This window comes from Coprococcus sp. AF16-22, from assembly GCF_003461545.1.
Lineage (GTDB): Bacteria > Bacillota > Clostridia > Lachnospirales > Lachnospiraceae > Coprococcus > Coprococcus aceti.
Window position 1 is genome coordinate 162,112 of the sequence record NZ_QTXH01000005.1, and the last position, 20,469, is coordinate 182,580.

The 20,469-nt window shown below is 39.0% G+C and carries 26 protein-coding genes and 1 pseudogene; 5 read left to right on the forward strand and 22 right to left on the reverse strand.

What is annotated here, in order from left to right:
• The first annotated feature begins 159 nt into the window (after positions 1-159).
• Both DWW60_RS07810 and DWW60_RS07815 read left to right on the forward strand, forming a co-directional pair.
• Positions 160-333, forward strand: coding sequence for a transposon-encoded TnpW family protein (locus DWW60_RS07810; RefSeq protein ID WP_002604472.1), 174 nt, complete (start codon positions 160-162; stop codon positions 331-333).
• 77 nt (positions 334-410) lie between these two features.
• A complete protein-coding gene (locus DWW60_RS07815) occupies positions 411-2,084 on the forward strand; it encodes a recombinase family protein (RefSeq protein WP_002604471.1) in 1,674 nt (557 codons plus the stop codon).
• A 10-nt stretch (positions 2,085-2,094) separates the two neighbouring features.
• Here the strand turns inward: DWW60_RS07815 and DWW60_RS07820 are convergent.
• The 8 genes and pseudogenes from DWW60_RS07820 to DWW60_RS07855 form a co-directional block, all read right to left on the reverse strand.
• Positions 2,095-2,373: pseudogene (locus DWW60_RS07820) on the reverse strand (response regulator); the annotation flags it as partial.
• A 148-nt stretch (positions 2,374-2,521) separates the two neighbouring features.
• Positions 2,522-3,385, reverse strand: coding sequence for a nucleotidyl transferase AbiEii/AbiGii toxin family protein (locus DWW60_RS07825; protein WP_003505363.1), 864 nt, complete (start codon positions 3,383-3,385; stop codon positions 2,522-2,524).
• Entirely contained in the window at positions 3,386-3,979 is a 594-nt protein-coding gene (locus tag DWW60_RS07830) for a type IV toxin-antitoxin system AbiEi family antitoxin domain-containing protein (RefSeq protein ID WP_003505367.1), read from the reverse strand.
• A gap of 88 nt (positions 3,980-4,067) precedes the next feature.
• Positions 4,068-4,778: a DUF6040 family protein gene (locus tag DWW60_RS07835; RefSeq protein WP_117874906.1), complete on the reverse strand. Its 711-nt coding sequence runs from the start codon at positions 4,776-4,778 to the stop codon at positions 4,068-4,070.
• Positions 4,756-6,477, reverse strand: a complete 1,722-nt coding sequence (locus tag DWW60_RS07840) for a MobA/MobL family protein (RefSeq protein WP_117874908.1) — start codon at positions 6,475-6,477, stop codon at positions 4,756-4,758. The genes DWW60_RS07835 and DWW60_RS07840 overlap by 23 nt, the downstream gene beginning before the upstream one ends.
• Positions 6,453-6,758, reverse strand: coding sequence for a hypothetical protein (locus DWW60_RS07845; protein ID WP_005345966.1), 306 nt, complete (start codon positions 6,756-6,758; stop codon positions 6,453-6,455). Before DWW60_RS07845 ends, DWW60_RS07840 begins: the two co-directional genes overlap by 25 nt.
• Positions 6,758-7,072: a hypothetical protein gene (locus DWW60_RS07850; protein WP_014080633.1), complete on the reverse strand. Its 315-nt coding sequence runs from the start codon at positions 7,070-7,072 to the stop codon at positions 6,758-6,760. Before DWW60_RS07850 ends, DWW60_RS07845 begins: the two co-directional genes overlap by 1 nt.
• Before the next feature lie 144 nt (positions 7,073-7,216).
• Entirely contained in the window at positions 7,217-7,447 is a 231-nt protein-coding gene (locus DWW60_RS07855; RefSeq protein ID WP_003505382.1) for a helix-turn-helix domain-containing protein, read from the reverse strand.
• Positions 7,448-7,621: 174 nt separating this feature from the next.
• Between DWW60_RS07855 and DWW60_RS07860 the strand changes: the two genes are divergently transcribed.
• Together DWW60_RS07860 and DWW60_RS07865 are read left to right on the forward strand one after the other, a co-directional pair.
• Positions 7,622-8,251, forward strand: coding sequence for a helix-turn-helix domain-containing protein (locus tag DWW60_RS07860; protein ID WP_012744229.1), 630 nt, complete (start codon positions 7,622-7,624; stop codon positions 8,249-8,251).
• A 160-nt stretch (positions 8,252-8,411) separates the two neighbouring features.
• Positions 8,412-9,707, forward strand: a complete 1,296-nt coding sequence (locus DWW60_RS07865) for a tyrosine-type recombinase/integrase (protein WP_015530038.1) — start codon at positions 8,412-8,414, stop codon at positions 9,705-9,707.
• Between the two features lie 151 nt (positions 9,708-9,858).
• Here DWW60_RS07865 and DWW60_RS07870 read toward each other — a convergent pair whose 3' ends face one another.
• The 8 genes from DWW60_RS07870 to DWW60_RS07905 form a co-directional block, all read right to left on the reverse strand.
• Positions 9,859-10,461: a hypothetical protein gene (locus DWW60_RS07870; RefSeq protein WP_117874910.1), complete on the reverse strand. Its 603-nt coding sequence runs from the start codon at positions 10,459-10,461 to the stop codon at positions 9,859-9,861.
• 1 nt (position 10,462) lies between these two features.
• The gene (locus DWW60_RS07875) at positions 10,463-11,005 is read right to left on the reverse strand and encodes a cysteine hydrolase family protein (RefSeq protein WP_117874912.1); all 543 of its coding nucleotides are present in this window, start codon (positions 11,003-11,005) and stop codon (positions 10,463-10,465) included.
• Between the two features lie 104 nt (positions 11,006-11,109).
• Complete coding sequence (locus DWW60_RS07880) at positions 11,110-12,621, reverse strand: SMI1/KNR4 family protein (RefSeq protein WP_117874914.1); 1,512 nt, start codon at positions 12,619-12,621, stop codon at positions 11,110-11,112.
• Between the two features lie 51 nt (positions 12,622-12,672).
• Positions 12,673-13,077, reverse strand: coding sequence for an LptM family lipoprotein (locus tag DWW60_RS07885; RefSeq protein ID WP_055280587.1), 405 nt, complete (start codon positions 13,075-13,077; stop codon positions 12,673-12,675).
• A 78-nt stretch (positions 13,078-13,155) separates the two neighbouring features.
• Entirely contained in the window at positions 13,156-13,719 is a 564-nt protein-coding gene (locus DWW60_RS07890; RefSeq protein WP_015534086.1) for a GNAT family N-acetyltransferase, read from the reverse strand.
• Between the two features lie 60 nt (positions 13,720-13,779).
• Positions 13,780-14,382, reverse strand: a complete 603-nt coding sequence (locus DWW60_RS07895; RefSeq protein ID WP_015534087.1) for a Type 1 glutamine amidotransferase-like domain-containing protein — start codon at positions 14,380-14,382, stop codon at positions 13,780-13,782.
• A gap of 174 nt (positions 14,383-14,556) precedes the next feature.
• A complete protein-coding gene (locus tag DWW60_RS07900) occupies positions 14,557-15,354 on the reverse strand; it encodes a PfkB family carbohydrate kinase (RefSeq protein ID WP_022215831.1) in 798 nt (265 codons plus the stop codon).
• A gap of 75 nt (positions 15,355-15,429) precedes the next feature.
• Positions 15,430-15,762 carry a winged helix-turn-helix transcriptional regulator gene (locus DWW60_RS07905; protein ID WP_015534088.1) on the reverse strand — a complete coding sequence of 111 codons (333 nt, stop codon included), beginning with the start codon at positions 15,760-15,762 and terminating at the stop codon, positions 15,430-15,432.
• Positions 15,763-15,902: 140 nt separating this feature from the next.
• On the opposite strand from DWW60_RS07905, the gene DWW60_RS07910 reads away from it, so the two are divergent.
• The gene (locus tag DWW60_RS07910) at positions 15,903-16,256 is read left to right on the forward strand and encodes a cupin domain-containing protein (protein WP_117874916.1); all 354 of its coding nucleotides are present in this window, start codon (positions 15,903-15,905) and stop codon (positions 16,254-16,256) included.
• 166 nt (positions 16,257-16,422) lie between these two features.
• Here the strand turns inward: DWW60_RS07910 and DWW60_RS07915 are convergent, their stop codons facing one another.
• From DWW60_RS07915 to DWW60_RS07940, 6 genes are all read right to left on the reverse strand, one after another.
• Entirely contained in the window at positions 16,423-17,331 is a 909-nt protein-coding gene (locus DWW60_RS07915; RefSeq protein WP_117874918.1) for a radical SAM mobile pair protein B, read from the reverse strand.
• A complete protein-coding gene (locus DWW60_RS07920) occupies positions 17,319-18,008 on the reverse strand; it encodes a radical SAM mobile pair protein A (RefSeq protein WP_117874920.1) in 690 nt (229 codons plus the stop codon). Before DWW60_RS07920 ends, DWW60_RS07915 begins: the two co-directional genes overlap by 13 nt.
• A complete protein-coding gene (locus DWW60_RS07925; RefSeq protein WP_004853467.1) occupies positions 18,005-18,442 on the reverse strand; it encodes a radical SAM mobile pair system MarR family transcriptional regulator in 438 nt (145 codons plus the stop codon). The genes DWW60_RS07920 and DWW60_RS07925 overlap by 4 nt, the downstream gene beginning before the upstream one ends.
• A 115-nt stretch (positions 18,443-18,557) precedes the next feature.
• A complete protein-coding gene (locus DWW60_RS07930) occupies positions 18,558-19,292 on the reverse strand; it encodes a MerR family transcriptional regulator (RefSeq protein ID WP_117551455.1) in 735 nt (244 codons plus the stop codon).
• A 112-nt stretch (positions 19,293-19,404) separates the two neighbouring features.
• Positions 19,405-19,821: a hypothetical protein gene (locus tag DWW60_RS07935; RefSeq protein ID WP_117874922.1), complete on the reverse strand. Its 417-nt coding sequence runs from the start codon at positions 19,819-19,821 to the stop codon at positions 19,405-19,407.
• Positions 19,822-19,901: 80 nt separating this feature from the next.
• The gene (locus DWW60_RS07940) at positions 19,902-20,330 is read right to left on the reverse strand and encodes a contact-dependent growth inhibition system immunity protein (RefSeq protein WP_117551459.1); all 429 of its coding nucleotides are present in this window, start codon (positions 20,328-20,330) and stop codon (positions 19,902-19,904) included.
• Positions 20,331-20,469: the final 139 nt, after the last annotated feature.

Sequence of the window (20,469 nt, forward strand, 5' to 3'; positions counted from 1 at the left end):
GCACAATGATACTCCCGCGTTGAACACCCTCAAAGTATTGCGCGGCGCACCCATAAGCATGGGCCGGGGTGAAACTCCCGTGAGGTTGCAGCTAACAACCGCCCGTTTTTGCCTTTTGACGAATATAGTTTATCCATACAGGAAAAGGAGGTTTTTCTAATGGATAAAAAACAGACAATTACAACCGAACGCAAAATAGGGAAAATCACCTATCTTGTTCAAGCGTTGCCGAGTGAAAAGGCAACCGATACAATCCATAAAAAGATTGAGAAACTCATTGTAAAGGATTTGCAGAAAAAGCCCGGAAATCCGGGATTTTTAGCGTCCGAGTAGTGCATTAGGCGGCGGGATATGGTATAATGATAGCAACACATTATACCTGTTTATTCGGCTGTCGGAAAGGAGGACTAATGTTACAGTCGAATAAAATCACCGCCCTTTACTGCCGTTTAAGTCAAGAGGATATGCAAGCCGGAGAAAGCGGAAGCATACAGCACCAAAAAATGATACTTCAACGCTATGCGGACGAACACCATTTTTTGAACACAAAGTTTTTTGTGGACGACGGATTTTCCGGCGTGAGTTTTGAGCGCGAGGGGCTGCAAGCGATGTTGCAGGAAGTGGAAGCCGGACGAGTGGCGACGGTCATTACCAAAGACCTTTCCCGTCTTGGCAGAAACTATCTGAAAACGGGCGAACTCATAGAGATTGTATTTCCCGAAAACGGAGTACGCTATATCGCGATCAACGACGGAGTTGACACAGCGCGGGAGGATAACGAGTTTACCCCCTTGCGGAACTGGTTTAACGAGTTTTACGCCCGCGACACAAGCAAGAAAATCCGCGCAGTTAAACAGGCACAGGCGCAAAAAGGCGAGCGCGTCAACGGGGAATATCCATACGGCTATATCCCAGACCCGAACAACCGCCACCACCTTATACCCGACCCGGAAACCGCGCCGATTGTCAAACAGGTTTTCGCTATGTTTGTTAGCGGCGTGCGTATGTGCGAAATCCAAAAATGGCTTGCGGAAAACAAAGTCTTGACGATTGGAGCGTTGCGCTATCAGCGTACAGGACAGGCGCGGTATCAGCGGGCAATGATCGCCCCCTATACTTGGCCGGACAAAACGCTCTATGACATATTAGCAAGGCAGGAATATTTAGGGCATACCATAACCGCGAAAACTCACAAGGTATCCTACAAGTCGAAAAAGACCCGGAAGAACGAAGAAGAACAACGCTATTTCTTCCCAAACACCCATGAGCCGCTTGTTGACGAGGAAACCTTTGAACTTGCGCAAAAGCGGATTGCTACCCGCCACCGCCCGACAAAAGCAGCGGAGATTGATATTTTTTCCGGCTTGCTGTTTTGCGCTGGTTGCAGACATAAGATGTATTACCAACAGGGCGTAAATATCGAGCCGCGCAAGTTTTCCTATTCTTGCGGCGCATGGCGCAACAGGGCAAGGACAGGCAGCGAGTGTACCTCTCATTATATCCGCAAAAACGTACTTCTTGATTTAGTGCTGGAAGATATGCGGCGGGTTTTGCGGTATGTTAAGGAACACGAACAGGACTTTATCTGTAAAGCTACCGAGTACGGCGACATGGAAGCGAGAAAGGCATTAGCGCAGCAGCAAAAGGAACTTTTCAAAGCACAGGCGCGTATGACCGAACTTGACACGCTTTTCCGCAAGCTGTATGAGGACAACGCATTAGGCAGACTGACAGATGAACGGTTTGTGTTTCTAACTTCCGGCTATGAGGACGAAAAGAAATCCCTTGCCGCAAGGATAGACGAGTTACAACAGCAGATCGCAACCGTTACCGAGCGAAAAAGGGATATATCAAGGTTTATTCAGATTGTCGGGAAATACAGCGACATACAGGAATTGACCTATGAAAACGTCCATGAGTTTATCGACCGTATTTTGATACATGAATTAGACCGGGAAACCAACACCCGGAAAATCGAAATCCATTATAGCTTTGTCGGACAGGTTGATACCGAGCAGGAGCCGACGCAAGTTGTCAACCATGACCGCCGCAACATGGTAGATGTAAAAAGTATCGCTATCTAACCCCAGCAAATGTCAGCCCCGTTATTTTATCCGTTTCCTCAATTTTAGCCGTTAGCATTATGATTGGATAAGTGTATTTCTTTCGGATAAGCTGGCAAAGTGAAAAGCCGTTCATATCCGGGAGCATAATATCCAGAATGGCAAGATCAATGTCGCCGCTTTCAATACACGACATGGCATCCGTTGCGCAGTAAAATTTATAAACGACGTAATTTTCGTTTTTCAAGTAGACCTCCAACAGATCCGCTATATCTTGCTCGTCATCTATAATCAATATCTTTTCAGACATATTTTCAACTCCTTTGCTCATATTTCCAATTAAGTATAGCAAATACAACATCTAAATTCACAATGGATTGCCTGAGAAATTATTAAGATTTTCCTAACTTTCGAATTTAGGCAACTCAAAATGCTAACGTAATTTACATATCAGTTTTTTATGTGTCATACATATTCTCCAATATACTTCCATATAATGCACAGATTGACTTCACAATTGCATGCCATGAAATATCAGCAGCATAAGAATAATTTTTTTGATATGTTTTCCATAAGGTCTCCATAACCGGACTTGATTCAATTTCATCAAATATTTCTCTTATATCCTCAGCTTCTATCAGGTCTAATGTTCCCCTTTTTTTGGCTGTAGCCACAAGTGCAGTCCATAAAACTTGTTTTTGGAGTTGTTCTCCATACAACTTTTGTAAAATATAAATATCATAAAAATCTCTCATTCGTGTATTTGTAACGTTTCGACTAACAACAGTTTCCAATTTTTCAGCCAATACCGTTTCCAGATTATATGCCCATACCTCAATAGTGCGGTCTTCAAGCATAAGATTAAATTTGTACTTGATTTCTCTTGGTGTAATTACATCCCCTGTAGAAATATCAATCTTTAATGGTGTGATTACACCATCAAATTTCGTTTCCATGCTTACACGAACACCAGGATAATCTGCTTCTTCCATGATTTCCGATATCCGTTTGACCCGAAATGAAACACCATCGTCCAGTGGAATTGATATAATTTGGGATATAATCATTTCTACATCCTCCACACTAACATTAGTGCCTTTTATGGTAGCATCCAGATCCATAGTAGCTCTGGCATCCAGACCAACCATTGCCGCCACAAGCATTCCACCTTTTAATATAAACTGGTTTTTATACTCTGATAAAGAAATTCGTTCTAAAAAACGTTCCATCATATAATTCCGCATCAAAATCTGTGCATCTGCGGATTTTTTCTTTGACATATTACGAATTAAATCCTTTAATTGTCTTGCCGTTGTTATCATCTAAAGTAACACCTCCAAATATGGTCTAAGTATGTTTTCAACATGAAACATAGCTGCGTATTTCATAAGCATCCGTAAGTTTTTATCCTTACGTTTTGCATATTGTTTCAATGCGTCTTGAAAGACCTGCATTTCAACATTTTTTCTGCTACGAAGCAGATCACAAATTGTTCTCTCCATGTCATAAACGGGAACGGAATGTCCGAATGATGTCTGCATAGCTATGATTCCTATTTCATGTAAATCCTTTTTTACTGTGTACACTTGAAAACCGTCTTCCTGCAAACGACTTGGATTATATCCAGTTCTTACTGTTATGGTGTATTTCAAAGGCTCTCTGTCCGTTAAATCATGAAAAAACAATGCAGTTTCATGAGAAAATACAGCTTGACCACAACGTAAATGCAAAAGGTACATTGCATCTGTCCACGTATCCGGCGATACATACACACCATGAGCAGCTTGTTCTAATCCTCGTTCCTTCACATATGCATAAAACACAGACTTACTAATTCCATTATTTAGAACTTGAAATGTCTGAATTGTCCCTCCACATTCACGCAACAACAAATCTAATTTTTCAAACTGAGTCATATGCTTTCTCCTTTCGTGCTAATATGATAATATATATTAGCACGAAAGTAAAGACATATAGTACCAATAAAATATCGGTATTTTTGTTTTAATGATATCCCCTTGTTTCTCGCCATCCCTTTACATACCACCTGATTCCAACATATACCAGTTGCACGAATAATAAGAGAAATAGCAGATTGATTGGCAATGTTGTCTTTATCCACTTCCCAAAGTAGATAGCTGTTGCCATGCTTATAAGTATTACCATTATGGTAATCATATCCCAACAGCACTTCTTATATAACTCTGCAATCTTTATCTCTATAAATGCTACAAGTATTCCAGCACCCACCAAACATCCACCGCAGATCAGTATTCTTATCAGCCAATATACAATTCCGGCAACGACAGGATTGGATATTCCATTACTAATCTGTGCCACGTTCTTTCCTGCCAGTACAACCCAGCCAGCAATGGTCTGTGTGAAAGTTGCGATTGTATCAAAGAATACCACGCAATCAGAAATAAATATTTTTGACCGTATCATCTGAAAAAGAGTAGTTGATACGGAATACCATATCAGCAGAAACATCAATGCTTCATACATGGCTGTTTTTGTTTTATATCTGCCTGCCAGTTTTTCCCTCTGCATATCATACTTTTCCTTGGCTTTCAGATAAGCTGTCTGTTTACAATTCCCGCACTTTTGATAGAGTACCGGCTTTTCAACCGGTATCTCTACTTTTTTCTGATGGGAGAGTGCATAATCCCGTTCCTGTTCTGCCTGTCTCTGCTTATCTCGACATTCCTCTATCATGGCTTGGACGGTGTGTGTTTTCTCTTTCTCGCTCTGCAACAATTCTTTTGTTTTCCTCAAGTCGTTCTTTAAGGCTTGAATGTTCTCTGTTTTGTTCTCGCTGTTTAACTTCTCGTTCAAGGTCAGCGATTCGTCGAGCTGCACTTTCAGTTCCCTGATAGTACGGTCTTTCTGGTCGAGTTCTTCCTGCATCTGCTCTGTCAGCAGAAGCAACTCTTCCAGTTGATCGTCGCTCTTTGAGTTTCTTAATTCGTTCATCAATCAACCTTCCTTTCTCTAATTGCTGTTCAAGTTCAGTAATTCGCTGTTCTGTTTCTGCAATAGCCGGTTCTCGCTGTTTAATTTCTGTGCCAATTCCTGCCATTGCTGATTTTCGTCTGTGAGTTTCTGTATCTGGTCTGTCTTTTCTTCCAGAAGCATCAACAGTTCTTCTGTATCCGGTAAGATTTGTAGCAGCTCTGACAATTCTTTCTCTAATTGCTGCAATCGTTCTTCCTGCTCCTGAAAGCACATCAGCTTCTCGTCCTTTTCCTGTATCTCCTGAAGCATCTCTGCCATGATATTCTGCTGTTCCTCTATCTGTGTAATCATTGCTTCCATCATGGGAATTACTTCTTTGCTTTCTTCTAATGTCATTCAACCACTCCCTCCACATCGACAATGCACCGGATACCTTACCAAAGGTTGCAATTACCTTTTGCAGCAGTGCATTTTGTTTTTTTATCATCTGGTTTTCCTCGACCTTCCATGAACCTTTCCTTATCTGCCCGGTGAGATATTTTTCCTCAATCTTCCTTGCATCTGCACCCTCATGAATCGTAGGGACTTTCAATTTGCCCTGTCTTTCATAAGAGCGGTGGTCAATCAGATTGTCTATGGATAAATGCCGGTTACACATCTTTGCCCATTCGCTTCGCCATAACTCACAATTCTTTGGATTGTTCCAGCCTGTAGCGTCAGTCAGAACCCTTTTCCATTGTTTTCTGTTTCTTGCCCCGACTTTCTGTACTCCGTTTTCATCAAGTACCGGAATACGGATTCCATGACGGTCTGGATTTTTCTTATCCTGCCACCAGTCCGGGTGGGATTCATCAACCACGATATTTCCGTCAGTATCTCTGACAAAATCCCAGTCCTTGACTTCCTTGTTGCCCCATGAGTGGTCTGGATTGAATGGTCGCATGGTTACAAGTAAATGCACATGTGGGTTCCCGTCGCCCTTATCGTGTATGCTCCAGTCGGCACACATTCCCTCGTCCACGAAAGTCTTTTGAATATATTCGGTTGTATAATCAATCTGTTCCTGTCTGCTCCATTCTTTCGGCAGGGAAAATTCAAATGAGCGTCCAAGCTGTGCATCTGCATTTTTTTCTATCTTCAATACCTCATTCCATAGACGCTGTTTCTGAAATGTGATTTTAAACTTTTCCAGTGCGGCATCTTTATCATCCGCTCTTTTATAACGGATAGACTGTTGAAACCTTTTTATATTTTCTTCCGGTACATGCAGCCATTCAGGAGGTGCATTTTCGCACATCATCAGACTGGTGTAGACGACTTCCTTTTTGGAAGTATAGTAACTGATTCTGCCTGTTTCCTCATTCTTCATCACATCTCCATTAAGATATGCCGATGCGGATATGACAGATTTTCCTTTACTGCGCCCGACAATCTTTACTGTAAAGTGAAATATCGCCATGATACGATTCCCCCTTTCTGCCGTATCCGGCATTGATTTCCGACAGCATCTTCTTCTGGTTTGGCAGAAGTGAAGCTGTCGGAACGCCCTCTGCGCAAGAGTGCCCCCTGCGGCATGAGCAGGTCTGGCTGAAAGCCCCGCCGACGGAACGAGCCCGGCAAGCGTAAGCGCAGACCGGTTGCCACTTGTGGCAAACTTATAAGGACGACCTCTGGTTGTCCATAAGTGCGCCCTTCATTCAAAGGCAATGAAGGGAATGGAAAAACCACTCCCTCCGCCATTACACTTCCTCCATATCTGTAAGTGGCTCTTTCTGCATCGCCTTTGAGAAAAACTTTCCGTTTGTTTCCTGCCTTTTTAAGAAGCCTATCAACTTTGGTAAATCTTCCTCCTCAATCGGACAGCCAAGAACCGATTCCACTGCGCCACCAATCTGACAGAGCCTATGGGTTCGTTTTTTACTTTCCTCTGCTTTCTTTCGCTTTTCCAGTTCCTTCCGCTGTGCAATGAGCTTTTTTGTAGCTTCAATGCTTTCCTGTTCCTTTTTCTCTAATGCACGTATTCTTTCTTCATAAGTCTTTGTTGATTTCGCCATATCGTCTTCATCCTTTCTTTTTCCGATAAACAACAGTTCCCGGTTGCATATCAGGAGAAGCACATGGTATAATCCTCTTGCGTGTAGGTATATCATGGCTTCGGTCTGATAGAACCTTTGGCGGTTTCTTAGGAAGCCGCCTTTTTAAGTTGCCACATTTCTTGTGACAGCTTTTACATTTCCTTTATCCCTCAGATCACGCCCCTCGTTGGCTTCCATGAACTTTTCCAGAATGTCAGTTTTAATAAGGACTTTTCTTCCGACCTTTAATACCGGAAGCTTCTTCCATTCAACCAGCTTTCTCAAAGTGTTTCTGCCAATTCCTGTATAGTCGGCTGCTTCCTCGATGGATAATGCAATCTTTCTTTCCGTCATCTTGTCACCTCCTTATAAATTGCATTATGCAATTTTTGTTGTGCTGTTAGTATAGCGGTTTTATATTGTGTTGTCAAGCGTTATGAAATTTTAAAAATAATTATTATATTGCATATTGCAATTATGTGAGGTACATGCTATAATTCATACATACCGAAAAAGGAGGCAATCAGCATGAAAGATAAAGAACTACGCAAGCTGATAGGTAGCAGGGCAAAACAGCGTCGTCTGGAATTAAATCTGACACAGCCTTATGTTGCAGAGAAGATGGGAGTTACCGCTTCCACAATCCTGCGTTATGAGAATGGTTCGATTGACAATACCAAAAAGATGGTGCTGGAAGGTCTTTCGGAAGCACTTCATGTATCTATTGAATGGCTCAAGGGGGAAACCGATGAATACGAAACCGATATTACGGATAAGAAAGAATTACAGATTCGTGATGCAATGGGCGATATTCTCAAACAGTTACCTCTCGACCTTAGTAAAAAGGAAGATGCTTTTTCCAAAGATTTACTGCTGTTGATGTTAAAGCAATATAACCTGTTTCTTGAATCATTCCAGTTTGCCTGCAAGAATTACAAGGGCAACACGAATGAAGCGGATATTGCAAAGGCAATGGGATTTGAATCGAATGATGAATATAACGAGATTATGTTTCTCCGGGAGATCACCCATACCGTTAATGCCTTTAATGATATGGCAGATATTGTAAGGCTCTATTCCAAGAAACCGGAAATGGCAGAACAAAGGCTTGAAAATCTTTTATCAGAAGTTTTGTATGAGGATTCCGATTCGGTATAGAACGACAACCGGAGTTATGATACAATGAGCACGAGCAAGTCAGGCTGTTTACAGATTTGACGAGCGGCGAATTGGCTTATGGACTTGTCCATAAGATGCCTACACGCAAGAAGCATTTCATCAGTTCCGATTGTCTGATATCGAAAGGAGACACACGATTATGGCAAAAGGATCTGTAAGAAAAAAAGGAAAGAAATGGTACTACCGCTTCTATGTAGAAGATGCAAGCGGCAATCTGGTTCAGAAAGAATACGCTGGAACAGAAAGCAAAAGTGAAACGGAAAAACTGCTCCGTCAGGCAATGGACGATTACGAAAGCAAGAAATTCATTGCAAAGTCGGAAAATATTACAGTTGGAGAATTACTTGATATATGGGCAGAGGAAGAATTAAAGACCGGTACTCTCAGTAATGGGACAGTCCAGAATTACCTTGGTGCTATTACCAACATCAAGAAGCATCCAATTTCAGAGAGAAAGTTGAAAAATGTAACATCTGAGCATTTACAAGCCTTCTTCGATCTGCTTTCCTTTGGTGGCACTTATCCAGATGGTTCAGAAAGAAAAGGTTACAGCAAAGATTACATTCGTTCTTTCTCGGCAGTATTACAGCAGTCATTCCGGTTTGCAGTATCACCAAAGCAATATATCACTTTCAATCCGATGCAGTATATTAAGCTGAAATACCAGACGGATGAGGTTGACCTGTTTTCTGATGATGACATGGATGGCGATATACAGCCAATTCCACGAGAGGATTATGAAAGACTGATTGAATTTCTACAGGATTACAATCCACCGGCAATACTTCCAATCCAGATAGCTTATTATGCAGGACTTCGTATCGGTGAAGCCTGTGGTCTGGCATGGCAGGATGTAAATCTTGAAGAACAGTGCCTTACGATCAGACGCAGTATCCGATATGATGGTTCAAGGCACAAGAATATCATCGGACCAACCAAACGAAAAAAGGTAAGGATTGTTGATTTTGGAGATACACTGGCAGAGATTCTTCGCAATGCCCGAAAGGAACAACTTAAAAACCGAATGCAGTACGGAGAACTTTACCACAAAAACTACTACAGAGAAGTAAAAGACAAAAACAGAGTTTACTATGAGTTCTATCATCTGGACGGAACAGAGAATGTTCCAGAAGATTATAAGGAAATATCCTTTGTCTGCTTAAGACCGGATGGAAGTTTGGAACTGCCAAGCACGTTAGGAATTGTTTGCAGGAAGATTGCTCAGAAACTGGATGGATTTGAAGGATTTCATTTTCACCAGTTGCGACACACCTACACAAGCAACCTTCTGGCAAATGGAGCAGCTCCGAAAGATGTACAGGAACTGTTAGGACACTCAGATGTCAGTACCACAATGAATGTCTACGCCCATTCCACAAGAAAAGCCAAGCGGGAATCCGCAAAGTTACTTGATAAAGTGGCAGGCAACGACTAAATAAAACTTTCCCTTATTTCCCTTACGATTATCTCATAAGGGCAAAAATAAGGGAAAATACATATCATTTCACTAATGAATGGGCTGAAAATCCTGTAAAATAGGGAAAGTTAGAAAGATATTTCGGCAAACTAGAATTTATAACTCTGTTCTATACTGGTTCAATCTTGATATCGATATAGTCACCTTCATCAACATTATAAACATGTTTCCCTAATATCGAGAGAACAGCTCGTATGTCTTCAATATCTTCGCTGGCAAACTCTACATATGAATTTATTGTATCAGATGTGTTTTCGTCTACATAATCATCGTGCAGATATACATAAAACTTATCTAAAATATCTTCAAGCGGGTACTGGGATATCACTGGCTCCGAAGGAGAATTTTCACCCAAATCCGGCTCTGCTTCAAAAACTATTGAGGTTACAAAGATTTCCTTTGGAGAATTTGAGGGATCATCCATATTAACCATGACGATATCGTTATCCGTGCCTACATCCTCAATATCTCTATAATACTTTCTTCCCTCATAGTTAAGTATTAAATAATCTTCGAGCATTTCTCCTGCTCCATATTCCCAGCCCTCGACCTGTTTTAGCTTTTCAGCTAAAGCATTATCATCCAACTGCTCTAATCCGAGATAATCATCACTCTCTGACCCAGTTTCATATGTTTTATATATTTTCTCATCTACTATTTCGTAATCTGCCGTTTTATATTTCTCCGCCTCATAAAACCTTATATTTTTCATCTTAATCCCTCACACAACTTCCGATTGAACTTTCCATCAATTTAATTGCTTCATCAACGGATACACATGTAGCAAATCTCTTTGGCCACATCATATCATTGTAATATTTATATGTTTCTTCTCCAGTCATATAGTCGTTATCAAATGTTGAATTTGCCCCTTGTGGAACAATTACTTTATATCCTCTCTCAAAAGCAGATTTCACAGTTGCATCTATACAGAAGTTTGTCTGTAGTCCCACTATCATTAATGTATTATCATCTTTAACATAATCCGTAAAATCTTTATTTCCAAAACAACTATTGATATTTTTTATAAATATCTTTTCCCCTTCCCTGGGAATCACTTGTTCTGCAATTTCAAAGTCTTCATCACCGATTGAAAACCCCGTTCCTGGTCCATCATCATGTTGAAAATAGATAACCTCTATTTGATTATCTCTAGCTGCTTTTATAATTCTTATAGTATCATCAATAAACGCTTCAAAATTAAAAAGTCTACTATCTGTTATTCCTTTTTGTATATCTATCACAAGTAATTTCATTCGTTTCTCCTTTACACATAAAAATTCCGATTTCTCAGTTTCAAAAACTGGAAGTTATCGAGTTCTTTTACAACTTTCCACCTAAAACAGGAAATAATCCAAACTTATTCAAGCATCTCTATAAGAGACTTCAATGCTTCTTGTCCATCATCGCTTCCAAGTATTGAGTAGGAATCTTCATATTCATCATCTGTAGCGACGACTTGGAAAAACGGTTTTATTGTGACTCCTTTTATAATATATTCATATATTTTCTTTAAATCTTTAGTAAAACCATGCTTCTTTATAAATCTATTAAATTCCCTATTATAATCTGAATCACGAGGTTCTTCATATTCCTCTATAAATGCATCCACAGATTTTAATATATCAGCATTACAGAAATCATCTATATATCCTCTCTGTACCGCAACAATATTCATGAACTCATTTATATTGCGGGCTAGGATTCCACATTCGCCCTCTGTACCGATATATCCGATCATTTCATCATCTAACACTACCCATAATCCACCTAAGCCGTCACGTGCAAACGGTTTAATATTCTTATAACTGGATTCTCCCGATCCCATAAGATCTTCAAACCACGAATCATCCTCCTCAAGATCCTTAACCCATGCCTCATCATAGATTTCAATATCACAATCGAAAAATGCATCTTTCAAGTCTTCATCATTATATATTTCTTCCAGAAAGTCTTGGACATCCTTCGGTAAATCAGTATTATTGAATTTTTCATGCCCATCTAATATATATGCAAACTCCTTATTATTTACAGATATCTCAATATCACTATACAGTTTCTTAAGATCCGTTCTCGTAGCTTCGACAACTCTTGCATCCGCAATATCATTGATTCGCATTTCTTCCATGTGTTTTCTCAGCAAAACATCTCTGACTATCGCATAATTAATCATGTCATAGCTATAATGTTTAAATATCTTTGTATAAATGTTTTTCCCCTTTTCTACTATTCTTACGACATATCCATTTTCATCCACTTCGACAAAAACCTTACCATCCTCAGGATTTTCAACATTAATGTATTCTGCTTCTATTTTATCTGCATTTGTATAATCGTGATAAAGCTTATTGACCTGTATAGGCACCCTTTCTTTTATACTATCTATTGCATCAAATCTATAGATAGTCTTTGCTTTTTCAAATAAATCTGACAGATCGGGATATTCCTTTGACAAAACATCCATATTTCTCGCAAGTGGCAATGCGCTGTTAGATTTAATACTGATTGCATAATCAACAAGCTCATTGAACAGCTTAATCGTTTCTTCCCTTCTATGCATGCTTTGCGAAATCAATGCAATCGAGTAATAATAGCCCATGATATCCGGTATAAAATCTGTGTTTTTAAAAGGATATTTCATATCCTGTAATGTATCCAGAACTACATCGACAATTGCATCATCCTCAGCGAACACCGCCATTTTCTTAAAATCTGACATAGCGCCCGGTACACGAGCATAAGACGCTAACTTTTTAACAAGCTTCCATACAGGTTCCTTCATTTCTTCAGAAGCATGTTCCATCAATGGCAATGTCATCTTCTTATGGCTATAATTCTTTATTTCATCATCGCTTGGAGTATTTTTCTTCATTTCTTTCCCTCACAAATTCCGATTTCTCAGTTTCAAAAACAGGAATTTGACTTAATATCCATGGTCAACATGCTGCCACTTTCCGCCATCTGTTCTAACTAAAATCCACTTCCAATCACTGTATGTACTATTTGGATTCAAAGACCCGTTTCCACCAGATGAATCAACATCGAATGAAGATAATAAAACAATGACTTCATCTGCATTGTTTCTGTCTGCCCAATCTTTATAATCTTTCGTGCAGTCATCTCCGGCATAGTAAATTTCTGTGAGAGTGCATCCTTTCCAGTCACTCTTAAACTCCTTTTTTATTGTGTCAATAGCGGCTTTAATATCCTCTTCTGAATAGCTCTCAGATTCAACATTATGAGTTTTCTCTTCACTGACATCTCCACCACAAGCACTCAAACCAAATAAAAGCATAATACATAGCATTGTACATACGATTTTCTTCATACAAGACCTCCTTAAATCCCGATTCCTCAGTTTCAAAAACTGAAATTTTCGAGTGTGTCGCTAAATTAGATTTTTTCATCAATTATCATTACTAAAATACTCATTTCTAAGTATGGAATAATAAACTTCATCCACAATACCTTGATTACAGGTTCCCGACTGCCTAATTATTCCTTCTTTTTTCATTCCCATTTTCTGCATTACACTTCCTGAGTTTGGATTACCTGCAGCATGCTTTGCATATACACGTTTGACTTTTACTTCTTCAAAAAAGAATTTTACCAATGCCCTTCCTGCTTCTGCAGTTATACCTTTTCCCCACCATCTGCTTCCAATACCATACCCGAGCTCCACACTTTCTGTTGCCTCATCGAGACTTACTACTGATATATCTCCAACCAGTTCATGCGAATCTTTTAACTCAATTGTCCAAAAATAGAAATCCTGCTTATCATACGATTCTATCCAATCAATTAGTAATTGCTTTGTCTCGTCGACATTTTTATGCGGTTGCCAACTTAAAAACTTTGTTACATCTTTTTCTGTTACCCAGTTTTTAAACATGATTTCTGCATCATCTAATACATGTCGTTTAAGAACTAATCTATCTGTTTCTATTCTAATTGTGCCCTTATGTTCCATACGCATCCTCCATCATCAAGAAAATTTCGATTTTACAGTTTCAAAAAAGGATTTTTCAAATTAGTCTTTGCAAATAACCTTTGAACCTTCACCATCAATTACAATTCCCTGATGGTTGTTAATAGGGCATAGATTCAAATCCGAAAACTCAGTCATTATTTTCTCGGTAACTTTCTTAAATGGTGCTGTAAGATAATGCGGAAGAACATAGAAATCAATCAAATCAAGCCCTGCATCATCTTCTTGTGAGTAGTCCTCCGGCTTTTCATCCATTTGCTCGATATATTGGATGCTTGGAGCGCATATAATTGCGCCTGCCGACTCGCCGATCATCAATTTTCCATTTGCCAATTCCTTTTTTAGCAACCCATCAGTTCTTGTTTTACGGAGTTGGTCCATAAGAAAGAAAGAATTTCCGCCGGTAAAATATATCACATCTGCATCTTCAAAAACAGACTGTATCGTTGAATAAGCCTCCGTTGAAATATCAATTTCAGTTACGATTGCTCCCAACTTTTTGAATAATTTTCGAGCCGAGCCGACATAACCGGTGTAGCCTTCACGCAACGAAGCTGTTGGAATAAATGCGACTTTCTTATTTTCAATTTCTTCCTTTATCAGACTTCCTACACTTGAAAAGTGCGAACATAAAAATAGTTTCATCAATATTCTCCTTTATAAATCCCGATTTCTCAGTTTCAAAAACTGAAGTTTATTTACTTTTCTTCACAACCGGATTCTTAGAAAACATATCTTTTATTCATAATCCAATTATAAACACTCCGAAAAGTGACCATATAATAAACCCTGTCATATTGTTTCTCCTTACAAATCGAATTAAAAGCCACCATAATGAGACAATGTCTCTGTTGCAAATTCTGTACCAACTCTCATAGCCTCGTAAATATCACCAATTAACATATGAGAACACACAAAGCCTGCATGATAGCTATCTCCGCAACCAGTAGTATCAACTATTTCTAAAGCTTCATCAGCCGGGACAAAATACTTTTCACCATTATAATATGTAACACTTCCTTTATCAGCTAAAGATGCATTAAATAGTCCTTTATACTTCTTGGAAAATGCTTCAAATATCGGAAGAATTGATTCCTCTCCACTAATCAGGAAATAATCTATATATGGTGCATATTTTTCCATCTCCTTAAAATTACGATATTCTACAAAATCCACAGCCAATCTGAAGTTATTATTCTTTTTTAAATCTATAATTTGTTCAAAACAGCCTGCCCAGAAATGTATAAATACAACCTCTGATTTTTTTATAAAGTCCAATTCGTCTTGATTCAATATCATTTTATCAACAATATCACCCGTCCATGAATCATCTTTGTAATATCTGTCACCGTCAGCCGTAAGATATGTACGATTATTTGCAGTTACTTTATCCTCTTCAACTCTTACATGGCTTACATCTATTCTCTTATCAGAAACAGAATCCATAATAAATTTTGCGTAGGAATCCTGTCCAACCGCACCCAATATTGAAACATTAAACTCCTCAAATTTTGATGCATGAACTGCAAAATTAAGGGCTTCACCACCTGCACGCAATTCATCTGTTCCATCAAAAACATCTACACAGAGGCACGGAAGTGCCACTAAATTTATCATTCTTGTACCTCCCTAAATTTCGATTTCTCAGTTTCAAAAACTGGAATTGTTCGAGTTTTTCAAATACTAACGTCCTTAATTTTGTTCAATAATTGATTTATAGTAGTTACCAAAGTCAGCAAGTGAATTAACAATTGGAAGCATTTTTGTTCCGAGTTCCGTTAAGCCGTATTCAACTCTCGGTGGCTGCTCATGGTAATCGTGGCGATATGCCAGCCCATCACTCATCATTTGTCTTAAACTATCTGTCAAAACCTTTTGTGAAATACCATCTATACTTCGTAGTAGCTCATTGAATCTCCATGGACGCTCTTTCAAGTTACGCAAAATCAGCAATTTCCATTTTCCTCCGATGAGAGATACTGCTGTTGCAACTGGGCATTCCGGTAATTCTTCTTTTGCTCGCATAATTCTCACCTCCGAGTCTATTGTAACACATTCATTTTTGAGTGCACAGTTACAAAAAGGTGCGTACTTGTTTTTGTATGTGTCTCACACTATACTAATACCAAGCAACCAGAAACTACAAATTAACTATGGAGGTTATTATGGCAAATTACACAAAAACAACTATTGGAAAGGAAAACCGAATTGAGCTGCATGAAAAGTTGTCTTTAACAGGTGCAGAAATCAGTTTAAACGAACTACCTGCAGGAGCAAATGTCCCATTTGTTCATTCTCATAAAGAAAATGAAGAAATCTATGGAATTCTTTCAGGTAACGGCAAGGCCATAATTGATGGAGAAGAAATCAGCCTTTCAACTGGAGACTGGATAAAAATCGCACCTGCTGCAAAGCGTCAGTTTTTTGCATCCGATATTTCCGGAATTACTTATATCTGCATTCAGGTAAAAGAAAATTCTCTGGAACATTTTACAGCAGAGGACGCCGTAATAGGCTAATTAAAAGTATTTATTTACAAAAATGCACAGTTCCCGATAAGCTAAGAACTGTGCATTTCTTTTTTCTTCAATTTTACAATTTCTCTATTTTTCAAACAAGAACTTCTCGATTTCAAATGGCGATAAATAAATCTCTCCACCATCATCAGTTTAATTTTCGTTTAGATTAACGATTTCTTTTTCCGGTATTCTCTGTCCCACGGATTTCCTCATGATAGAAATAATCTACGATCACCGGATGTCCCTGCGGGACTCTGCCATAAGGCATTTCATTATCCACAAAGGCACAATCATACTTCTTAGCCATTTTCTCAGCTTTTACTTCAAGTGCTTCAAAGTAGCTGCGGTTATGCTTGTTATAGATCTCGTCGTAAAGTGGTACAAGATCAGGATATTTTCCGGCGATATAATCCATAATTGTCTTTTTGAAACCGCCTCGAAGATTGAGATTTTCGAGCCAGAACAGATCGCACTGATTCTTTACCCGCTCAAAGATTGCTTCAAAATCCGTGATACCGGGGAATACCGGGGATACGAAACAGACTGTACGGATACCTGCCTCATATACCTGCTTCATAGCAGCGATACGGTGCTCAATGCTCGAAGCAGAATCCATATCGTTCTTGAAATTTTCATCTAGTGTGTTGATCGACCATGAAACGGTTACACGTCCAAGATTCTTCAACAGATCAATATCCCGTACCACAAGATCCGACTTTGTGCAGATCAGAATATCTGCGTCACTGCCGATCAGCTGCTCCAGAAGTTTTCTGGTATTCCCGAATTGCTCCTCCTGTGGATTGTAGCCATCTGTCACAGAACCGATGACCACCCGCTGTCCGGCATATTTCTTCGGATTTTTAATTTCCGGCCAATGCTTCACATCAAGGAAAGTGCCCCATTCCTCCTTGTGCCCGGTAAAGCGCTTCATAAAAGAAGCATAGCAATACTTGCAGGCATGTGTACAGCCTACATAGGGATTGACCGAGTAACCGCCTACCGGCAGACTAGACTTAGTCATGATGTTCTTTGTTTCCACCTCACGAATGAGGATTCCATTTATTACTTCTTCCATGATTTCTGTTCCTCTAACACTTTATTAAATTCTTCCGGCATTTCCTGAATCATATTTTCATCCCCTATGATAGGGACAAGGTCTTCCTTCATAAACACCGGAATGCCGAGCTTATGTGCCTGGTCCGCCAGAGACCATGCCCATTCCGGCTCCGTATGAATCTTCCTGCTCTGAGCTCCGGTCATGGTGCCAACAACGATCCAATTGATTCCGGAAAGGTCAACTGTGCCGGGATCGTCGAATAACGGCTCAAAGGTAACATGGTAATGTTTTGCTCTGACATTTTTCCGAAGGGCGTCGATACGCCACAGTTCTGCTTTCCTCGTCACCGTAACGCCAAACCATGCGTTTTCCAGATCGGTATCAAAATCCAGCAAATCAGGTCGCTTGGTAAGGAACAGGAACTGATGCTGTGGATTTTCACGGATCTTTGCAAATACCTCGTCTCTCCATTCCGGCTTCCATCCGGAGAGATCGCTCATCCCTGTAAGAAGAAAGTTCTTCGGACGTTTCTTTTCCATCATCTTGAGCTTACCCGGAAAGAATTCAGGGTCAGAGAAGTCATCAATCATATGCCAGCGTTTCACGTTGTTGCGGGCATAGCAATATGTACACCCCACTGTGCAGCCAATGACGATATTCATGTTCTGAATCTGATCTTTGATACAAATACTCATGACTTCTGCCACTCCTCAAGATTCTTTCTGATGCGGTCGAGGCATTCCTCAAACCGGGTAATTTCTTCCTCTGAAAAACCTTTGTAGTAAATACTGCCCATCTCATCAGATACAGAATCGTACTCGCCCTTCAAGGCATGTGCTTTCTCAGTCAGAAACAGGAGTGTTTTCCTTTTGTCCGTTTCAGACTGAACACGGCTTATCAGCCCTTGATTTTCCATTCTTTCCAGCATCGTAGTAAGAGATGTTATCGCTAATCCGCATTTAGTCGAGAGTGACCTGATTGAGATACCATCCTCCTGCCACAGCACATAAAGAATACGCCCCTGAGCTCCATTAAATGCATCAATATTCTTTTCACTGAGAATCTTCTCGAAAATCCGGTCTCCAAGCTGTTTTATTTTGGTGACAAGAAATCCTCCATTCATTTCCATACAAAAGCTCCTATATAGTAGTTTATTAAAAACATACTATATAGGAGCTTTATTGTCAACAGTTTATATGTCTTAATAGGTAAATCCCATTTTTTTCAATTCTCCAAACTGGAAGTTACCTTCTGCTCATATAAAATATATCAATAGCTTTACTTGCAAACTCTGCTGTGCCAACTCCTCCAACATCATCAATATTTTCCGTAAGTTCTCCTCCACCGTCATACATTCTTCCAAGACCGCATAAAATCTTATCAGAACATATATAAAAATGATCTGTAATGTAATCCTGAAGTTTCCTTACCTGCAACTGCACCTGTTCATCTTCTGGATCCATTTCTTTCATTTGTCCGAATTCAACAAATAATTGCATAAACTCATTTGCAACAGTAGCTTCATCGTCTTTCGTCCAGTTCTTTGTTTTCTCTTCAAACTCCTTATACTCAGAGGTTTGTCCCCATTGTTCTTTTGCTCGTTTAGAATACTCATCAATCTTTGTTGTATCAAATACTTTAAAATCCATATATTTCACTCCTATTCCTTTTATTCCTCGAGCGAAACTAATAAGATTTTCAAGATGCTCTTTTTTCATAGTTAGCAATTCAATCTGCTGCTCTAATGCTTTGTTCCTGTCAAAGTTAGGGGCATCAATTATCTTTTTAATCTCCTTAAGCGGAAATTTCAATTCTTTAAACAGTAAAATTTGTTGCAGCCTTTCCAAGGATGTATCGTCATACAACCTATAACCTGACTCTGTATATTCAATAGGTTTTAAGAGACCAATGGTATCATAATACTGCAGAGTGCGTATACTCACTCCTGTTAATTTACTTACCTCATTCACTGTCATCATTGTCATTTCCTCCTCTCGATAAACACATCGTAAACTATTACGTTGCGTAGGAGTCAATAGTTTTTCAAAGAAATTTTCAAAATTAGCAGCTTGATAAATTCCGATTTTCACGTTAGGTTTCATCCAAATATATTTCTATTTTGCTGAATACCTTATCTTTACAGAAATTAAACTCAGGAGTCTTTTTGATATAGCTGAATATATCTTCTTCAATGTCCTCATTCCATATAGTTCGTTGAAAATCTTTATTTTCTTCCGTTGGAATATATAACACATCCACGTGAATTTGATAATACTCTTCCTCATCATTAGGAAATTGTCTAACAAAAGAAAAGTTAAACATAGGTTTTCCTGTAAAAGAATAGGTTCCTGTTTCAAATAAAATCATATCTTCTTTAAGTGGCATATTACACATCTCTTCAAACACGCTTACTATGTGTTCCAGACTAGAATTATCTGAAATGCTATTTTGCAAATATCCTAATAAACTTTCCTTTGATGTCCTCTTAAATCTATCAAATAATCCCATTTGAACCCTCCTGTAATTTATACTTATAGGCTCAGCATAAGCTCCCAATATCATGTATGATATATTATTACAACCAAACTCTAACCCATGTTGTAATATCGTTCTGATTCCATAAAAGACTCAATAACCGCTTTGCCTATTTCCTCAGCATCTGCATCAGCAAATAGTATAAATTCTTTGATGATTTCATCATATGCATATTGTCTTTTATGTGATTTTTTCATCGAATGTATTATATACTGATTATCTTCAGTGATTTTAACACGAACATAATGATTATTTTTCCAAAAAGCTACTCGGCTTCTATATTTCGTATTTTTCTTCCATGCAGCATTTTCTTTTCGCTCATTAGGCGTCAGCGAAGATAAAGGACTGTTTCTTATGTAATCAATAGCACTTTTTACACCTTCACCGACAGAAACAGCATTGTCCAAATCTGATAAATTTATGAACCAATCTGAATCAATCGAATATCCTGCAATATGGTCAATAAGCGGAACAATTAACATTCGTCCCTCTCCCTTATATATAGATATTAATAACGGATATGAATGTAACATCATAAATTCACCTCATTTACCAATTCCGATTGAGATTTCACCTGTTTTATAAAGTGTACCCTTTGTCAAGGACACTATGACTTTTCCT